This is a genomic window from Sulfolobus sp. A20, from assembly GCF_001719125.1.
Taxonomy (GTDB): domain Archaea; phylum Thermoproteota; class Thermoprotei_A; order Sulfolobales; family Sulfolobaceae; genus Saccharolobus.
Genome location: NZ_CP017006.1, coordinates 244491 through 262969, shown reverse-complemented (window position 1 = coordinate 262969; position 18479 = coordinate 244491). Strand labels below are relative to the sequence as shown.

Annotated in this window: 21 protein-coding genes and 1 tRNA gene; 12 read left to right on the top strand and 10 right to left on the bottom strand. The window is 33.9% G+C overall.

Going from position 1 to position 18479, the window contains the following annotated elements; translation table 11 throughout:
• Nucleotides 1–3 precede the first annotated feature (3 nt).
• From rnz to prs, 3 genes are read right to left on the bottom strand one after another with little or no spacing between them, the layout of a single operon-like run.
• Nucleotides 4–879 (bottom strand): ribonuclease Z, encoded by an 876-nt coding sequence (rnz, locus tag BFU36_RS01295; RefSeq protein WP_069281600.1) that lies wholly within the window; start codon nucleotides 877–879, stop codon nucleotides 4–6.
• Complete coding sequence (locus tag BFU36_RS01290) at nucleotides 876–1814, bottom strand: TRM11 family methyltransferase (RefSeq protein ID WP_069281599.1); 939 nt, start codon at nucleotides 1812–1814, stop codon at nucleotides 876–878. Before BFU36_RS01290 ends, rnz begins: the two co-directional genes overlap by 4 nt.
• On the bottom strand, nucleotides 1811–2686 hold the full coding sequence (gene prs, locus BFU36_RS01285) for a ribose-phosphate pyrophosphokinase (RefSeq protein ID WP_069281597.1): 876 nt from the start codon (nucleotides 2684–2686) through the stop codon (nucleotides 1811–1813). The genes BFU36_RS01290 and prs overlap by 4 nt, the downstream gene beginning before the upstream one ends.
• A gap of 53 nt (nucleotides 2687–2739) precedes the next feature.
• Here prs and BFU36_RS01280 point away from each other — a divergent pair, with 53 nt between their 5' ends.
• Genes BFU36_RS01280 through BFU36_RS01245 form a run of 8 tightly spaced genes read left to right on the top strand, consistent with a single transcriptional unit; the run spans nucleotide 2740 to nucleotide 7120 of the window.
• Nucleotides 2740–3507 carry an ATP/GTP-binding protein gene (locus tag BFU36_RS01280; protein WP_069284528.1) on the top strand — a complete coding sequence of 256 codons (768 nt, stop codon included), beginning with the start codon at nucleotides 2740–2742 and terminating at the stop codon, nucleotides 3505–3507.
• A gap of 33 nt (nucleotides 3508–3540) precedes the next feature.
• Entirely contained in the window at nucleotides 3541–4278 is a 738-nt protein-coding gene (locus tag BFU36_RS01275; protein WP_069281595.1) for a DNA polymerase sliding clamp, read from the top strand.
• On the top strand, nucleotides 4244–5215 hold the full coding sequence (gene priS / locus BFU36_RS01270; protein WP_069281593.1) for a DNA primase small subunit PriS: 972 nt from the start codon (nucleotides 4244–4246) through the stop codon (nucleotides 5213–5215). The genes BFU36_RS01275 and priS overlap by 35 nt, the downstream gene beginning before the upstream one ends.
• Entirely contained in the window at nucleotides 5205–5654 is a 450-nt protein-coding gene (locus BFU36_RS01265; protein ID WP_069281592.1) for a hypothetical protein, read from the top strand. Before priS ends, BFU36_RS01265 begins: the two co-directional genes overlap by 11 nt.
• Nucleotides 5655–5656: 2 nt before the next feature.
• The gene (locus BFU36_RS01260) at nucleotides 5657–5944 is read left to right on the top strand and encodes a 50S ribosomal protein L44e (protein WP_069281590.1); all 288 of its coding nucleotides are present in this window, start codon (nucleotides 5657–5659) and stop codon (nucleotides 5942–5944) included.
• Nucleotides 5941–6141 carry a 30S ribosomal protein S27e gene (locus BFU36_RS01255; RefSeq protein WP_185957872.1) on the top strand — a complete coding sequence of 67 codons (201 nt, stop codon included), beginning with the start codon at nucleotides 5941–5943 and terminating at the stop codon, nucleotides 6139–6141. Before BFU36_RS01260 ends, BFU36_RS01255 begins: the two co-directional genes overlap by 4 nt.
• Before the next feature lie 5 nt (nucleotides 6142–6146).
• Nucleotides 6147–6953: a translation initiation factor IF-2 subunit alpha gene (locus BFU36_RS01250; RefSeq protein WP_069281587.1), complete on the top strand. Its 807-nt coding sequence runs from the start codon at nucleotides 6147–6149 to the stop codon at nucleotides 6951–6953.
• Entirely contained in the window at nucleotides 6950–7120 is a 171-nt protein-coding gene (locus tag BFU36_RS01245) for an RNA-protein complex protein Nop10 (protein ID WP_069281585.1), read from the top strand. Before BFU36_RS01250 ends, BFU36_RS01245 begins: the two co-directional genes overlap by 4 nt.
• Here BFU36_RS01245 and BFU36_RS01240 read toward each other — a convergent pair.
• Nucleotides 7110–9407 (bottom strand): STT3 domain-containing protein, encoded by a 2298-nt coding sequence (locus BFU36_RS01240; protein ID WP_069284527.1) that lies wholly within the window; start codon nucleotides 9405–9407, stop codon nucleotides 7110–7112. The genes BFU36_RS01245 and BFU36_RS01240 overlap by 11 nt on opposite strands.
• Before the next feature lie 403 nt (nucleotides 9408–9810).
• Between BFU36_RS01240 and BFU36_RS01235 the strand changes: the two genes are divergently transcribed.
• Complete coding sequence (locus tag BFU36_RS01235) at nucleotides 9811–11730, top strand: hypothetical protein (RefSeq protein WP_069284526.1); 1920 nt, start codon at nucleotides 9811–9813, stop codon at nucleotides 11728–11730.
• 127 nt (nucleotides 11731–11857) lie between these two features.
• Here the strand turns inward: BFU36_RS01235 and BFU36_RS01230 are convergent.
• Nucleotides 11858–11944: transfer RNA gene (locus tag BFU36_RS01230), tRNA-Ile, on the bottom strand.
• 476 nt (nucleotides 11945–12420) lie between these two features.
• Here BFU36_RS01230 and BFU36_RS01225 point away from each other — a divergent pair.
• Nucleotides 12421–13953, top strand: a complete 1533-nt coding sequence (locus BFU36_RS01225; RefSeq protein WP_069284525.1) for an ammonium transporter — start codon at nucleotides 12421–12423, stop codon at nucleotides 13951–13953.
• Between the two features lie 22 nt (nucleotides 13954–13975).
• Here BFU36_RS01225 and BFU36_RS01220 read toward each other — a convergent pair whose 3' ends face one another.
• Complete coding sequence (locus BFU36_RS01220) at nucleotides 13976–14437, bottom strand: MarR family winged helix-turn-helix transcriptional regulator (protein ID WP_409349234.1); 462 nt, start codon at nucleotides 14435–14437, stop codon at nucleotides 13976–13978.
• 651 nt (nucleotides 14438–15088) lie between these two features.
• Between BFU36_RS01220 and BFU36_RS01215 the strand changes: the two genes are divergently transcribed.
• A complete protein-coding gene (locus tag BFU36_RS01215; RefSeq protein ID WP_069281581.1) occupies nucleotides 15089–15730 on the top strand; it encodes an SRPBCC family protein in 642 nt (213 codons plus the stop codon).
• Here BFU36_RS01215 and BFU36_RS01210 read toward each other — a convergent pair.
• The 3 genes from BFU36_RS01210 to BFU36_RS01200 are packed head-to-tail and all read right to left on the bottom strand — an operon-like array spanning nucleotide 15720 to nucleotide 16947.
• Entirely contained in the window at nucleotides 15720–16046 is a 327-nt protein-coding gene (locus BFU36_RS01210; RefSeq protein ID WP_069281580.1) for a hypothetical protein, read from the bottom strand. The two genes, BFU36_RS01215 and BFU36_RS01210, sit on opposite strands and share 11 nt — an antisense overlap.
• Nucleotides 16047–16087: 41 nt before the next feature.
• On the bottom strand, nucleotides 16088–16504 hold the full coding sequence (locus tag BFU36_RS01205) for an OsmC family protein (protein WP_069281579.1): 417 nt from the start codon (nucleotides 16502–16504) through the stop codon (nucleotides 16088–16090).
• Nucleotides 16501–16947, bottom strand: a complete 447-nt coding sequence (locus BFU36_RS01200; RefSeq protein ID WP_069281578.1) for a hypothetical protein — start codon at nucleotides 16945–16947, stop codon at nucleotides 16501–16503. The genes BFU36_RS01205 and BFU36_RS01200 overlap by 4 nt, the downstream gene beginning before the upstream one ends.
• A 71-nt stretch (nucleotides 16948–17018) precedes the next feature.
• On the opposite strand from BFU36_RS01200, the gene BFU36_RS14385 reads away from it, so the two are divergent.
• Nucleotides 17019–17147, top strand: a complete 129-nt coding sequence (locus BFU36_RS14385; RefSeq protein ID WP_255446798.1) for a hypothetical protein — start codon at nucleotides 17019–17021, stop codon at nucleotides 17145–17147.
• A 2-nt stretch (nucleotides 17148–17149) separates the two neighbouring features.
• On the opposite strand, the gene BFU36_RS01195 is transcribed toward BFU36_RS14385, so the two are convergent.
• Nucleotides 17150–18466, bottom strand: coding sequence for a class II fumarate hydratase (locus BFU36_RS01195; RefSeq protein ID WP_069284523.1), 1317 nt, complete (start codon nucleotides 18464–18466; stop codon nucleotides 17150–17152).
• Nucleotides 18467–18479: the final 13 nt, after the last annotated feature.

Here is an 18479-nt window from a genome sequence, read left to right as displayed (position 1 = left end):
CATTTATTTTATAGAAATGTATGATAGATCATCAGGTAAAATTGTATTATTGAATATTCTCTTAGTTTCTTTTAGGAACATTGTAGTATCTTCATATCTGGCACTAATATGAGTCAATGCTAATAGTTTTACGTTAGCTTCTAATGCTACTTTAGCTGCATCGATTGCGTTTGAATGACCATACGTATAAGCTGACGGTTCGTAAAGAAAGGTCGAGTCATGTATTAATAAATCAACACCTTTTACGGAATCAATTACTGATTGGCAAGGTGTTGTATCTCCCGTATATGCTACTTTTATACCCCTCTTTATGGTTAAGTAATCATCTGGTTTCAATATCTTACCGTTGTAATTTACTATATTACCTTCCTTTAATTGTCTAATTACTCTCCAGTCTTTTATCCCTTCTTTAACTAATTTTTCATTATCTATCTTTACCCTATCTTTCTCGCTTATAAAGAATCCCTGGGACTTAATCGTGTGGCAGGTCTTGAATGTTGATATTTTTATATCTGAGTCTTCATAACTATCTATAAATTCTAATTTGAAAGGTGGATAAAATTTTGAGTATTCAAAGGAATTATATAAGAACTCCTTGAGTTCTTTAGGTCCTATAAGGTATAATGGATCTCTTCTATCTAATAATCCCATAGTCGCTATTAATCCCAATAATCCGAATACGTGGTCTCCATGCATATGTGATATTCCAACTATTTTTATTGAATTTATTCCAAGTTTGTATTGCATTAAGGTATATTGAGTACCCTCTCCACAATCCAGTAGTATAGTATTTCTCTCTCTCTTGACTAAAAAAGCGGGTAGTCTTCTTCTTTTAGATGGAGATCCTCCACTAGTGCCTAAAAAATATACTTGGATCACCTTTTCTGCACCACATAAATTGCTCTAGTTAGACTCTTATGAGAATATAAGAAATGTATCTCCTTAAGCATAAAACTGTTTTCCTTTAACTTATCGGTGAAGTCAAACTTAGAGTCAGTTGCGAATACTAGAAAACTTCCCTTTTTTAATACTTCTGAGGCTGAGATAAAGAAATTCTCATATAATTTAAATAACTCTTCACCTTTTTCTTTCGTTGATCTCCCGTATGGTGGGTCTGTAGCTATAGAATCGACAGAGATAATTGGTAATTTGGTAGCTGATGCTAATATTAAATCGCAATCATAACCAAAAAATTTCAAATTTACTTTGGCTTTTTCTAGTATTTTCCCATCTAAATCGACACCTATACAATTATAGTTTAGCCACTTGGCCTCAATGAGAATCGAGCCCGTACCCGTAAATGGATCTAAAACAGTGTTTTTTGGTCTAGATAAGTTTACCAGTAATCTGGAAGTTTCCGCGTTCATTGTACCAGACTGAGAATAAGGTTTCTTCTTAGAGTGGATTATCATACTCTTAGAGTCTATTTCGTCTCTTATCTTGCCTAGTAGTATTATTCCATCTGTAAATATTAGGTCTATTTTATCACACCTTTTTGAAACCTTTACGCCCTTTAAAATTTCAGTCATGATTGAATTAAACTCGTTTCTTTGGGATCCCAATATTATGTCTTCCTTCACAGAATAACAACCGTCTTTTATCATTTCATTAATTTCCTCCGGACTATCGCTGATTAATAATAGATCTCCGTTTCTCTTTATTCTAGCTGACCTGCTTGAAATCTTCTCTTGATCACTTTCAAAAATGGCAACACCAGTAAGATATTCAATATTATTGGTTCCAATTAATGCCTGTAACTCAGCTAAGGATAGAAAATAATTATTACCCTTTAGTACCGCATAACTTTTTGTCATAGAACTGATGCTATGGAGTATGATATATCTACAACTATAATATCTTTATCTTCTGTTTTCACAGTATTAGTTCCTATAATATTTTTTACACCTGCTTGGACTAACCTTTCCTTAGCGTTATTACTTAACAATAGGTGTACTGCTGCAGCTATGACACTCTTAGCTCCTAAGGAATAAGCTAATTTAGAAGCTTGAGCTACGGTCCCACCAGTACTTATTATGTCATCGACTATCACAACGTCTTTATCCTTCAAGGTCATATTTGGAATATCCTTGATTCTAACTTCTCCAGTATTTCTATCTCTTTCTTTTTCTATATAAGAGTAACTAGCTCCTAAATCCTCAGCTATTTGTCTAGCTCTTTCAAGGGCTCCCCTATCTGGAGCTAAGATAAAAGGATTAGTAGTTAGTTCTCTTATCTTTCTTGATAGTTGTATATAAGGATGAACAATTTTTATTTCTCCTCTAAAGTGTGAAATTTCCTCAGGCTTATGAGGCTCAACTACAACTAGAGAGTCGATTCCTACTTCACTTAACAAATGTAAAATTGTTTTAACGCTAACTGCTTCACCGTCTTTAAATCTTCTGTCTTGTCTTGAGTAAGCCAAATATGGTACTATTACAGTTAGCTTTTTTGCTCCTAAATCCTTTATTGTTTCTGACATTAAGAAAAGCTCAATTAGATGTTTGTCTTGAGGGTAATCTGTGGTCTGGACAAGAACTACTTCCTCATTTTTGACAGAAATTGGAATCCTAATATAAGATTCTCCGTCTGGAAATATTTTATTTTCCACTTTTACTGATGGTACAGATAATATTTTTGATAAACTATCATCTATCCCGTTTGTTGCTGTCCCACCTATTAATATCATTATTATTTATGTTGAGGGAGAAGTTTTTAAGATTAAAACTGGAGTGTAAAAGGATGTATTTCATATTTATACTTGGAACAGCAGGATCTGGAAAGACTATCTTAACTAAAACTCTTCAAGAGTATTTGCTTGATAATGAAATGGATACAGCAGTTATAAATTTAGACCCCGCTGTGGAATCCTTGCCTTATAGACCAGACTTCGATGTGAGAGATTACGTTGACGCGTTTGAGGTCATGGAGAGATATAATTTAGGACCTAATTCAGCCTTAATAGCATCAGTCGATTTAATATTGACTAGGGCATCTGAAATAAAATCTGAAATAGACCAAATTGAGGCAAATTACGTTATTGTTGATACACCTGGTCAAATTGAATTGTTCGCTTATAGGGATACCGGGAGAATAGTTTCGCAACTTATAACGGGAAACAATAAGTCTCTAGGTCTATTTTTATTCGACTCTTATCTTGCTAAAGAGGCTAGAAGCTTTATATCCTTATTACTTCTATCCAGTTCTATAAAATTTAGGCTTAATATACCAATAATAAACGTGTTAAGTAAAGCGGATCTATTAAAGGATGATGAGTTGAATAAAATCTTGAGCTGGAGTGAGAATGCAGAAAATTTAATAGACGAGTTAGGAAAAATTGATGAATACTCAATAGAGTTGGTAAACTTACTTTTAGAGAACTTATCATCGCCTATTATACCAGTTTCTTCAGAAGAAGGTAAAGGATATGATGAATTATATGCCAGTATTCAGAGAGTAGTTGCTGGAGGAGAAGATTACTTGACAGAAGAACCAAATCCTAGATTATAGCTTTATTAGTTGTTTTTCGTTTTTAATATTGTTATGTATGCTAAAGTAATTGATGCATCAGCCTTTTCCTACATAATCAGAACAGTAGGGGATTTCCTAGACGAAGCTAATTTTATAGTAAATAAGGAGGGTATGAGAGTAAGCGGAATAGACCCGTCGAGGGTTGTCTTTTTAGACATCTTTTTGCCGTCGAGCTACTTTGAAGATTTTAAGTTAGATAATGAAAGTGAAACTTTGGGATTTAAGTTAGACGACTTAAATGACATTTTGAGGAGAGTTCAGAAGGATGAGTCATTAATTGTTTCATCAACTGAGTCAAAGTTACTGTTATCTCTAGAAGGAGATTTTAAAAGGGTTTTCGAATTGCCTCTAATAAAAGTTGAGACATCTCAACCTCCATCAGTTAACTTGGAGTTTCCCTTTAAGGCAAAGTTACTCACTATAACCTTTGCTGATATTATTGAGGAGCTCAGTGACTTAGGAGAAACAATTACGATTAGTTCTAAAGATAATAAATTATATTTTGAAGTCACTGGAGATATAGCAACATCTAAAGTTGAGTTATCAACAGAAGGTGGCACACTACTAGAAGCTTCTGGAGCTGATTCCTCTAGTGTATATGGAATGGAATATGTGAGCAATACCACTAAGATGAGAAGAGCATCAGATACCATGGAATTGGCCTTTGGTTCACAAATACCATTGAAGTTACACTTTGAATTACCTCAAGGCGGTCATGGGGATTTCTATATTGCACCAAGGGCAGAGTAATTTAGTCAAGTCACTTTTTAGGCAATACTATTTAAACGCTAAGCTTGAATTGCCTAATGATATAGAATTGAGGGAATTCGCTTTACAGCCCTTCGGAATTGACACTTATATTAGGCATTTATCTTTTAACAACGTTGAAGAATTAAGGGAATATATTACAAACGTTAATGTTCCTCTTCACTTATTTTATTCCTCAGCTAGATATCAATTGCCCAGTGCGAAAAACATGGATGAAAAAGGTTGGATGGGATCAGATTTGCTATTCGATATAGATGCAGATCATCTATGTAATTTAAGAAGAGTTAAGTTCTGTCCAGTTTGTGGTAACCTTGTTGAAGGAGATAGGTGCGAGAGGGATAACGTTGAGGCTTTAGAGTATGTTGAAATGACTAATGAATGTATTAGCAGGGGTCTGGAGGAAGCTAGAAGGTTAGTCAATGTTCTAGAGAACGATTTCAGCTTTAAACCTAAAGTTTATTTTTCTGGTAATAGGGGTTTTCACGTTCATGTTGAATGTTATGATGATTGTGCTTTACTAGACTCTGAAGATAGAAGACAAATAGCTGAATACGTGATGGGAGTAGATTTGCCTGAATATGATGAGGGTCCGGGATGGGCTGGCAGGGAAAAGAAGGTAATCTCAATAGATGAGCAAGTGACGATAGATACTAAGAGGTTAGTAAGAATTCCAAATTCCATTCATGGTAAATCTGGACTTATTGTGAAAGAGTTGAAATCGCTGGATAGATTCAGTTTAGATGAAAGCTTATCTCCTTTCAGCGGGTTTGTTGTTTTTTTGCCTTATATTAATATTGAGACAGAAGCATTGGGTAGGGTTATTAAGTTACAAAGAGGTATTCCTATAAAGCTCGAGGCAGGTGTAGGAGTTTATTTACATTTGAAAAGTTTAGGTGAGGTGAAGGGATATGTTAGATGAAATCTTGAGAAGAGAATTATCTCAAGAGGACATTACAGAAATTAGCGAAGAAGAGTTCAAAAAATATATTCTACTAATAAAGAAATCTAGTATATTAGTTGACAGAGATATAAGAGAAGAGGAATTAAAATTATTGTCAGAATTAGCAGAGTCGTTGTTTGAAGTTAGATTATCTAAGGTCCTTGAAGGTAAGGTAGCTAAGGGCTTTGATGCAGATATAATTAGTGTAGTTAATTTAATTAAACAATTCTACATTTTTTTATTTACGGGTCAGTATATAGTTTATAATGATAAAATATATTGTAAGGTTGTAAAGAACGTTATGATAGATGATTATAAGCTAGAAGAGGGTGATATAGTTTTCTTAAGCATAAAGGAAGCCTTACCATTGATTATAGCAAGTTATTTAACTCCATTTAAAATAGATAATGGTGGGTAATAATGAAAGTCCCTAAGGTCATCAACACGTATTGCCCCAAATGTAAGACTCAGACTCAGCATTCAGTATCTCTTTATAAGAGCGGTAAGAGAAGAAGTTTAGCTGAGGGGCAGAGGAGATATGAGAGGAAAAATGTAGGTTATGGAAGTAAGAGGAAGCCAGAGCAAAAGAGGTTCGCTAAGACTACTAAAAAGCAAACGTTATTGTTGAAGTGTAGTAAATGTGGTTACACGATTGTAAAAGAGGGAATAAGAGTTAAGAAGCTTGAATTAGTAGAGGTGGCTAAGTGATGAAAAAATTTAAGATTCTAATTCCAGAACCTAAGAGTAAGTTCGTAAGAGTGAAATGTCCAAATTGTGAAAATGAGCAAACTATATTTTCTAATGCCACTTTTCCCGTTAGATGTTTGAGTTGTGGAACTCAACTAGTTTATCCACAAGGTGGTAAAGCAAAAATAGCCGGAGAAGTAGTTAGAATAATGGGTTAAAGGAAATGATTTATAACAGGAATAAACTCCCATCGGAAGGAGAAATTGTAATAGGTACAGTTAAGCAGGTTTTTGATTACGGTAGTTATTTGTCTTTGGACGAATATGGAAATATGCAAGCCTATTTGCCTTGGAGTGAAGTTAGTAGTAAGTGGGTAAAGAACATAAATGATGTACTCAAGGAGAATATGAAAGTAGTAGTAAAGGTAATAAGAGTTGATAGAAGGAAAAACACTGTAGACGTGTCATTGAAAAAAGTTAATGATGACGAAAGAAAGAAGAAAATGATACAGTGGAAAAGAATTCAGAGGCTAGATAAAATATTAGAAATAGTATCACAAAAACTAAAAGTTAATGAAAAGGAGGCATGGGAACAAGTTGCTTGGAAGTTAGCTTCCAAATACGGAGATCCCATGTTAGCTATAGATAAGGCTGTAAAAGAGGGAGAAAAAGTTCTCATTGAAGCTGGAGTTCAAGAGATGTGGATTAAGCCATTATTAGAAGAGGCGTCAAAGCATGTTGAAGAAAAGAGAGTAAAAGTTTCCGAAGTTATAACGGTTAGAACACTTGATTCGTTAGGAGTTAACAGAATTAAAGAGGTGATAACAAAAGCTCTAGAAACAATTAAGGGGGATAGTAATTATAATAATATATTAAGTATAAAAATCTATACTATAGGAGCTCCTAGGTATAGAGTGGATGTGATAGGTACTGATCCTAAAGAGTCAAGTCAAGCTCTAAATGAGCTTATATCTAACTTGATTAAAATAGGCAAAGAGGAAAAAGTTGAGATAAGCGTGATTAAGAAATGAAGTGGAAAATGAGAAAATGTGAGAAAGATAACATATATACTTTAAAAGAGAATTGCCCGATTTGTGGTTCTAAAACAATTTTTCCTCACCCTCCAAGATTTTCTCCCCAAGATAAATATGTAAAATATAGGATAGAACTAAAAAAAGGAATTAAACTTAACTGTTAATAACTACTGTAGGCTTTAATATTACTCCAGGTTGTACGAATTGATATACTACTACCATTATGTAAACTGTGTAAAATACACTTCCTGAACCACCATTAGTCACCGGGAATAATGCAATATAAGCAGGTTGGAAATAAAGTAATTGTACATGAGGTAATGGTTCCCCAGTTATAGCATAGCCGCTGCTTGAAGTCGGAACTATTTGGGTTGTAAATGGTGCTATGGGTATTCCATAGCCAGTTTGATATAACGCTTCAGTGAACATTTGTACTATTAATGAGTTATAAGCCTTAGGTGTCCAAGCAAATGGTTCAGCTTGAGATATTTGATTTGCTAACTCTTGAGCAAATGTTGGATCTGTTGAGGCATATGTGTTTATTATTTGGGTTATACTGTCATTTATTTCGGTTAGGTTCACGTATTCATTTAGCGGGTAACCAGCTATAGTGGTCATAGCTCCCATAGCCTTACCTATATCTCCGAGACTAGTCGTATATCCTAAGAATGGTCCTGGAAGATCTGGTGGATAGCCTATATACCACTGTAATTGACCTCCCGATATTACAGATGTTACTGCGTCGTAAGCTACTATATAAGTTGGGATTGTATAATTTGGACTGCCATATGGGTAGATGTGAAAGTCCTTTTCTAAAACAGTCGCTGCAAACGTTTCGTTGTTTAAGAACATCTCAGCCATTAACCTGATTTGAGTGCCATTTAGCGTATTATTTTCATCTATTACACTCTTATTAGTTAGTACTTCTAGCCAATAACCGTAATCCCACCAGCTTAAAATATAAGCGTTTTGTGGAGAATGTGTTCTTATCCAATTTACCGCGCTAACCCAAGAGTAGTTGGTCGTCAAAAAGCTTGTGGCTGCGTTTGTAATTGCAGGGGGCTCATTACTAGCTAGGGTTGCAAATCCTGCATCAGCAACTAATGAGATACCTACTATTGCTAAAATAGTTATTGCTAATATTTTTCCACCATTTCCGTTTTTGATCCCCTTTAGCAAGCCATCAACTACATAATATATTCCTAGTCCACCTAATGCAGCTACTACATATGCAGTATAGTTAAATAAGTATGGCTGTTCAGAAGTTCCAAATATACTTGCGACACCTAAAATTAGTAGCCATAGTCCCATTAAGTTACTTTTTCTAATCAAATAATACATTCCTATAATTGACATAAATAGAGCTATGCCAAAATCTTCTATCATAGCCGTTATTGGTTGTGGTATATATTCTGCTACCGTTTTATCTATAGGCACAGTGACTTGGTAAAATGGATTTATAATAGCGTAATATCTAGGCGGTATCGGCAGAGCTGAAGGTCTGACTAATACTAAGCCGGCTATTCCTAATACAAAGATTAAGGCTAAAACGGCTATTACGATTATGTTTCTTGACTCCACTATATCTTTTGGCAATACCTTACTTAGATAGAGGTCTAAGTAAAGCATTACTGATATTAAGAGCATTGATAAACCATGAGCTAACCCTGACATGAACCCTATATTGTTGGGGGCTAATGATGTTAAAAACGCTGTAACCGCTACTGTTACTGTATATAGGTTTGCGGTAATATCGTCATTTCTATTTAACAAAATTAAGAGAAATGCGGCTACCAATAAACTAAGGTCAATATAAGTATATCCTCCCCAAGATATCTCGGCCAAGAATAGTAATACACCTGCTGGAATTCCGTACCAAATATTCTTCTTCTTTAGACCCTGGTTAAACAGAAATATTGTAAATAGTATAAATACAGCTCCCCACGATGTCTTTGGTAGACCCCCTAACAAATTCTTATAGGTTAATGCAGGAGACACTGCTATTATAGCCCCTGCCATATATCCCGCTAATCTGCTATTAGTAAGGGATTCTACGGCCAAGAAAGACGCTACAACTCCCAATCCAGCTAACAAAACATCAGAAAATATTGCAACAGTATAGACGGCATTAACACCATAAGCTGGATAAAATGGTAAGGAAGCTAAGGCTACAAGGAAAGGTAACCCAATAGTATTCCCTAATTCAATAAAATATCCCCAAGGCCACCATCCTAACACGTCTGGAGGTACTGCATACCAGTTGCCATGTGCTTGTGCTATTAGTAAAGCATTATAAAATAGATACCATGGGTCAAATTCATTAACCGCTAATGGCCAGTTAGCACTTAGTACTCTAATTAAGATTGATATTAATGATAGTCCTAGAATTAGAGGTAAATCGATAATCGTAGTTTTAGGTAGGTATCTTCTCACTTGTTTAGCTGATTGCATAACTGAGAAGAGTAATACACTTATAATATTATTAAGCTTATTCCAAATCACTATCATGTTAATAGCAAAGATTATTAGTTAAAGCATTCATAAAATAAAGTATTTGGATATATCTACATTGTTTTTATTAAACCTTTAGTTTTTAAATTCTACCTAAATTGCCTTTTTCAGACTATCTATGTGTTGCAAAGTGATGATAGCCTCGCCATTTATGGCGAGAGGAAGTCAGAAAGTGAAGTATAGTTTTATATCGACGTTTTTTATGTATAAAGCTTAGAGTCTGTTACTGATACCTAATTTCTCAACGTCCTAGACAAGCATGACTTAATTTATGCCTTATGTGATTATAAATACTTTTGTTGAAGAGAGAACTATTTTTAATGATAGTTATAAGTTGGGGACGATGATCAGAAACGGCGTTCTATTCGGCATTACAATAATTCTTATTGACATTCTCATGATATATTTCCTTATTTATTCACCTTTTACTGACTTTCCTCTTCCAGTTTATATTTCTCTCTCGTCAGGTCCTATTTACAAATTTGATCCTTTAGTTTATGCTAAAGATTTTCCAGTTTCGATTAATGAAAGTTCCTTAACATCTAGTAACCCTTATTACATCTTTATTTATAACTCTTCAGGTAAGCCTATTGAGGATGAGATCTTACACTTACTTTCCTTGAATGCCAGTTTAATATCGCCGTCTGCTTACTGGACTATAGCAAATCTTGCCGGCTTCTTTTCTAATTATACTATTGGAAAGAATTTTTCAGTGTATTATCTTACACCGTATTATTATGATAACTACAGTGGACAGCCTAACGTTAGTGAGATATACTTGAACATATCTGATGTTTATGCAAGTCCGTTTATAGTTACCTACCCTCCTAATGATCAATTAAACTATTCGTTTGAGTATAACGTTTCTAACCTAACCTATGTTCAGAGCTTCGCCATAGCTTGGCTTTCATCTGTTGAGTGGTTCTTTACTCAACCACCAAGAGCTATAGAATGGTGTTATTCTGCAATATTTAATGTATTAGCTTTCGTTGAAGTTAATGGACAATTCTATTATCAAGGATATACAGCTTATATCATTTGTGTGACAGTGAATGGTGTATCACCTAGTAGTATAACAGTCAACATTAAATATCCATTTCATGGAAGGGTATTGTATCTCCCCATAATAATTAATTTGAGTGCTGGTGAAAATATAGCACATCGTGGAAATACTACTATCTTTTCCCCTACCTTTCCACCAAATGTGCAGATTACATATTATAAATATACTTTTTACGACTATGATATTTCCCTCCCTATCAATATTTCTGTATTCAATGGCACTTCGCCTACAACCTTTATCATTTCGAATAATTCAATAATTTACTCTACGAATGCCAGAAATTTTTCAAGGGATGTACAGTTCTCCATGTGGAGTTATTCTCCTTACGATATAAACGTCAGTGTTGCTACTAAGGATATTATAAATATTGGAGAAAATAAATTGGTTAGGCAGTGGGATCCAGGTTATATAATGATAGTTCCATCGTCTTATTATATTATGAGAACCGAGGGCAATGTAATAGATATAGAGTGTTTACTAAATTTCACGATACAAGATCACATTTTAAAATCTCCACCTAATTGGGTTTTTAATCATGTACCATCTAATTATATTTATAAAAATAATTATGCTAACAAATATTTACAGTGTATAGGATATTATTATGGATTAAATAGGTTATTGAACTCAATAATTTATAACTTTACAACGAATATCACAGATGAAAGGTACTCAAATTGGGAATTATTACTATTATCGTCCGAAATATCTATGCAAATGGTTAGTAATAGTACAGCCTTAAACTATACCACTGCCTTAATTTCTAAGGAGGGTAGTGAATACCAAGCTTTTATGCAACTGGTGTTTATAGTGTCATGGAATATCTGGTATAGTATTTATAATGGGTCATATTATCTGGTTAATAAATGGTATTCTTGGGAATACGGATTATTTACTGGATTTAACATTCCTCCATATTATCTTGGAAATAAAACTATTTTACCTTACTTCGTTTTAAACTACACTAATACCTCATATTTACTTTATAACATCGGATCATTAGAGATTACAAGTTGGTTCTATAACAACATTTCATCAAATGACTATAATTTATTAAAAATCAATAACTTTCCTGCTTTTATCCCTGTTCCTACCTTGAGAGAGGATATTGTATTTCACAAATACTATGAATTTGACGGAATACCAATTTTTATCCGTATTATTAATCAAAATTTTACTATAACTTACCTTAATAAATAAGTTAAAAGGTTTGCTCAGCATAACTTCGAGAAAACTACTTTATATGTTGTTTTCACGTTAAAGAGGAGTTTATACGACCATTAAATATCTTTAACTTAAATAAGGTTTTAGATAAAAGTGGTCAACATGGGCCCGGCGGGATTTGAACCCGCGACCTCCCGGTTTCTGAGCACCCTTATCAGCCGGGCGCTCTACCTAGCTAAGCTACGGGCCCTCCTTTGATTATTCTTTTCTCATAATTTAAAGCTTACTTTACATGGCTAGTGAGCCTTATTTGATATTCAATTATTCTCTTCGGCTAAGTATAAGAAATGTTAAAGATAATTTGAGTTTACTGTTTTTTAATTTTATGCTAAATTTATCTGAGAAAAATCTTCTTAGTCAAGATTCTAAATACCTACAGAGTTTCACATAAATTTATCAGAGATTAGAGAAGATATGGCTTGTTTAATTAATATAGTTATTAAAGATATAGTGAATAAATTAATATAGATATTTACTGAAGTAGAAATTTTTAAGTAAGATTAACATTTCTAAGGAAGTAAAATGAAAAGATTTTAAAAACAAGAACTACATTTCAGGAAATGTCAATAAAAATATTTTAAAAACAGATCTATATAGATGGCTACTTTTAATGCATATTATGAGAAATATTTAAAACGATTTCCTACCTCATTATCTCCGAGAAGAATGGTAGATAAAAGAGTAAAATATTTCGTAATAATACCTTTAATCAGTATTTTAGTTTTTACATTAATAAGTCATTCCTCCACTTCTACAAATACTACTACAGAGATACAACAATTAAATCAGACAGTTCAGTCTATACTAAATAGAACTGCAGATTACCCCCCTGCATCTGTTCCATCTTGGCTCGATACTGGAAGTAATGCGTGGATGCTTACTGCTGCTACATTTGTAGGATTACAAAGTGTTCCCGGTGTTGCACTATACTACGCTGGTTTATCTAAAAAGAAATATGCGGTAAATTCTGCCCTAATGGTGTTTTATGCTTTTGCAATAGTATTAGTAGTTTGGATTATAGCGGGATACAACTTTGGTTTTGGTCATCCAGCTCTATTAAGTATAAATGGCTACGGTATTTTTGGTTATCCATTACCAGCTTGGAAAGGATTATATGAAGCCTCCCAAACTATTTACGGTCCAAGTGGTACACCACTGGACATACCTACTTCTACATACATATTCTTCCAGTTCGTATTTGCGGCCATAACACCGGTATTGTTAGCAGGTGGAGTATTGGAGAGGATGAACTTTAAAGCCTGGATGGTTTTCGTTCCTTTCTGGTCCTTATTAGTTTATAGTCCAGTAGCGTATTGGTTATTTGCGGGTGGTTGGTTAAACCAATTAGGGGCTGTAGATTTCTCTGGAGGTTACGTGATACACGTAGATGCGGGTGTGGGTGCATTAGCAGCAGCATTAGCCATAGGTCCTAGACTAGCTTCAGAAAGAAAATTAGAAGCACATAGTCTTCCATTAATATTAGCAGGTGCGGGGCTTATATGGTTAGGTTGGGACGGATTTAATGGAGGCGATCCAGGTGGTGCGACCATTGATGCTGCCATTGCTGTGCTTAATACCAATATTGCTACTGCAGTAAGTGCAGTAGTTTGGATGCTAATGGATATGAAGTTTTTCGGAAAGCCTACTCTTGTAGGTGCCACAAGTGGTGCTATAACTGGTCTAGTAGCAATTACACCAGCTGCTGGTTACGTTAATGGTTGGGAGGCAATGTTAATCGGTATAGCTTCTGGTAGTATACCATGGATGGCCTTATATTGGTTAGAGCCAAAATTAAAGGTGGACGATACCTTAGGTGTCTTTTCTACTCATGGAATAGCTGGAATTGTAGGTGGTTTGCTAACCGGAGTTTTTGCAAATCCTGCTGTAACTCAGTTTATTGCCCCTGGATTAAGAGGAGCATTATACGGTAATTGGTATCAATTAGGTATTCAAGCTTTAGCTGCGGTCATAGTATTTGTATATGATTTTGCAATAACTTTTGGCTTGCTAAAATTAATTGGACTATTTATTCCTTTGCAATCTCCACCTCAAGTATTGGCAATTGGTGATTATGCAGTACATGGAGAAGTTGCGTATTCTGAGTTATTAGCAGCAATCCCTGAAAGCGTTAAGCCTAAAGAGGCTGTTGAAGAAGCTAAGGCTATGGATGAAGAAACAAAGGAAAAAGGAAAAGATTAATAATAAAAATTTTTAATTCTTGTTACCCAATTAATTTAGTAAGTATTTTCTCTAAGTTATCTAGCTCATTATTATCCAATTTTTTCATAAATCTTTCTATAACTTCACCAAAGATTTTTCTGCTTTGTGCTAATTTCTCTCGTCCCTTATCAGTAAGCTCCACATATATAACTCTTCGGTCTTCCTCACTTCTTATCCTAGTTACGTAATTCTTCTCCTCAAGTCTATCTATAATACTAGTAAGTCCTGCTTTAGTTAGCATGTATTTCTCAGCGACTCTACTCATAGGAACCTTACCTTCTTCCTCTAGTGCGCACATAACCTTGTATTCAAAATAAGATAAACCTAGCTCTTCTAGAGCTTTATCTGCCTCTTTATTGACCTTTCTAGTTAATCCTACTATTAGATCCCAAATCTCTGAATACTTGTTAGTTAGCATCATAATTAAATATCTAACATTCAAAACAAAAAACTTAACTAATATTCTATCAGTGCTACAATGGCTCATCATAATTCTTGCCGCCCATCGATCATCATCTTAAACCATATTTTTTATCAAGTGTTAAAAACTTATCTAAGGAATTTTATGCATGGTAACCAATAACTATTTCACTCATATTTACATTGACAGTAATCCCATACTTTTAGAATAAGCTCTTTATAGCCTTAAATAATAAAACCATTATAATGCTGAGTAAGAGAGGGGGAATCATAAAGCTTACAATAGTCTTGATTTCGTTCCTATAGTTCGTTTCAACTCTCCTACTCACAAAATAGAAGGGATAAAAAGGAGTTTAAATTTTTATTATTATTACCATAAAAAATACATATTTCTTAATCTTGAAAAATTATAGAATTCCATTTTTGTATACTGAATTTTTCGAAAATTTTTAGTAGGGTGAATAGAATTACTTAAATAGTAGAGAGAAATTTCTCATTAACTTAATTAGTGAAATCTCAAATCTTTAATTGTAATAAAAAATTGAATTGCTAAGATTATGTATAACTTTGTGGCTAATGTACGTTCTATAGATATGGATGTATAATATAGAAGGTATAATATATCTCATACTCCCAGATTTCATATAAAAGTTTTGAGATAGATTTTTAATATTTTAAACAAGATTAAATATGTATGAAAGAAGTTGATTTAACATTAGAGAAGAGCGTTGATGTTAAGAAATTTCTAGTCATGCAATATATCCAAAGTAATGAAGATGAAATTATATTTAAGGTAGATAACGAGGGTAAGCAGATAGTTAACGATGTTTGTAGAGAATTAGAGTATGATTGTGAAACTTCAGAAAAAGATAATACATACTTGATTAAAATAAGGAAGGCAGTGGAACTTAGAGGGTCTGTCAGTGATGAGGCTAATATTCTTATTCCTTTGCCTCCAAAAAGAGTTTATGAGAAGATTTTGAATCCTGCTATATTAACTATCTTCATCCCTCAAATTAAAGGTGTTTCAATTTTGAAGGAGGGAGTATACAAGCTTAGAATTAGATGGGTCATTAGTTGGGACACACCATTAACTGTTTATAGTCTTAAACTAGATGAAGATAGATATATTATAAGATATCTCGCTTCTCAGAAAGTTTCTGTATTTACTATATTGTTTGGTTTCGATTTTTATTTAGCAACTGAGGGTAGTGGTAGTAGGATGAAGATGAAAGAATGGTATAAGGGACCTTTTAAGTCCTTGGCTAAAAGCGAAATAGAAAAACATTTAAGAAAGGCTAAGGATTCTTTACCAGATTTGCTAATCAAAGTTTAGCCTTCAATTCATTGATTTCTTCCGATAGTTTAATTATATCTGAAAGATCATTACTAATTTTATTGTTTTGCTTCATCAAATTTATTATATTAACTAGATCATCCCAATATCCGCTTGTAATATAGACTTCTGGGTTATATTTGTGCATTGTAATTATCTCCATATCTATTAATAATTTATTTAATATGCCCATGTTTTTTAATTCGTCTTTATATTTGGTAATTAAATCATTTAATGAGTCGAGAATAAGTTGAACATATCCAGCTATTTCTCTCATCTCTCTTTCCCCAGCCTTAAGAATTCCTTCCTCAGCCATTTTGGTCACCATTTAATACTTTTAAAGGAAAATTTATAAAATCAACTTTTTATTCTCCATTTTATATTCACTTTGACACTTCTCGTTAATGTGTCACGCATTGGACATCTTTTCTCAGCTTCTTTAATTAACTCGTTTATTCTCGTATCACTACTAGTTATAGATATCTCATAATTAACTTCTAGTAAGCCAGGAGGAACATTATTATCTCCTTGGAATCCCCTTGGATCAAGTTTTCCTTCAATGAAACCATCAATAGACTCTATCTCAATTCCTCTTTCTCTACCTATATAATAAATTGTTAGAATTAGGCAAGATAAGGCGGAGGCGAGGCAAAATTCTTCTGGGGTTGGATAATCAGAGCCAATTAAGCCTATAGTGTAATCATTATTTCCTAAAGTAATAGTTACTTTATCTCCATCTAATTTTCCCTCAGCAACGAAAGTTATAATTTTCAATTTATTGCACCTATATCCCTTAGAATTGATGCCTCTATTCCAAACCTTATATATAGCTTAGTCTTCTCTTCCTCATTAAATGTCTTTCCTATTTTTTCCTCTAATTTTTCTATTTGCCTAGTTATCACTGTGCTAATGTTTGTCTCTATACTTGGTTTATTGACCTTGAAAGTTTGATATAGGTCAAATAAAAATTCGTACATTTCTTCATCCATATTAAGTAAAATATTTCCTAAAGCTGGTATCTGTTGATTATTTATTTCAATGAACTTAACTTTGATATAAGGTCTCCACGTTAGCATGTGATTTCTGACGAATTCCCATGAGGGTGGAAAGCCTCTATACTCATCAGCTGATGGTACGTTTACCACTTTATACTCTTGACCATCTAACTCTAAAATAGCCTCAACTTCTAGCTCTAAATTCCCTATCTTTTCCTTCATAATCTAATACATTTGAATTTATAGAGAAAAATTTTTCTTTGCCTTATTAAGATTATTTTATGGTGATATAGATGGAGACTAAAGCAAAAATAGAGGATGATTGTGTAAGGGAATGTTACTCCCCTTCATCACAGTGGAAATTTATCGATATATCAGAATGCCTAGCTAAGTGCAAAAACGTGAGTGTAGCTAAACCCTAAAATTATTTTGAAGTAAATCCAGGTTTTGTCAGTTTCTTTAGGTCAAGTATCTTATCGATATCTTCGTCTTTATAACCTAACTCTCTAAGAGCTTCGCGTATTGAAAGACCTTTATTAAGCTTTTTACCAATTTCTGAAGCCTTATCGTAACCTATGATTGGTGAAATTGCTGTAATAAGTGCAGGAGAAGACTCAGCATATCTTTTCATTTTCTCGGTATTGGCTACCATTCCATCAATTACCAAAGTAGAGAATTTGCTTAGAGCTTCGGATAATAAGCTTATTTGCGTTACAATGTTATAACCAATTAAAGGAATTCCCATGGATAATTCAAATTCACCTAACATTGATACAAACTGATTTGCATGATCTAATCCCACGACTTGAGCTGAAACTAGTAAAGAAGCTTCAACAGTGACCGGATTAGTCTTACCAGGCATTATTGAACTCCCTGCTATTTCTTCTTGTGTTGGTAGATCAATTTCGTTTAAACCTGCAAATGGACCAGAAAACATTAACCTTATATCCTGCCCTAATCTGTAGAGATCCACTGCAATATTTCTCAAGGATCCGCTGAGTAGCAATAAATCTGTAAGTAATCTCATAGCCCTAAATTTGTTAGCTGGTTTGAAACCTAAACTTGTTATCTTATTTATCTCATTTATCACCCTCTCTTGGAACTCTGGATGCGTATTTGCTCCAGTTCCAGTGGCTGTTCCTCCAATTGGCAACTCCTTTACATATTCTAGTATATTGACTAACTGTTCGTATTCGTGTTGGAAAGCATCGGCATAAGCTGAAAGTTCTTGCCCTAACGTAACTGGTAGGGCATCTCTCAAGTGTGTTCTTCCTGCTTTGACAACATCCTTATATTCTTCACTCTTTTTATTTAAAGACGAAATTATTTTTTGCAAAGATGGGATTAATTTTTCCTTAACCTCAGCTACAGCTGCCACTCTCATAGTTGTTGGCATTGTGTCATTAGAGGACTGTCCAAAATTTACATGATCATTAGGATGAACTTTAACTTTAGCGTAAGTTGAAGCTAATTCAGCAATCACTTCATTAACGTTCATATTTAATCCAGTTCCAGATCCAGTCTGGAACACGTCTAAGACAATCTTATCATCTAATTTTCCCTCCATTAACTCTTCTGAAGCCTTAATAATTGCATTAGCAATATCTTTATCCAATAGTCCTAGATCTGAATTAACTTTTGCACAAGCTTTTTTTACTACTCCAACAGCCCATACAATTCTTCTTGGAAACCTAGTTCCAGTATTCATAAAAAGTTTAGGTGCTGTTTCAGTGTATTTCATAATCTTCTTCATT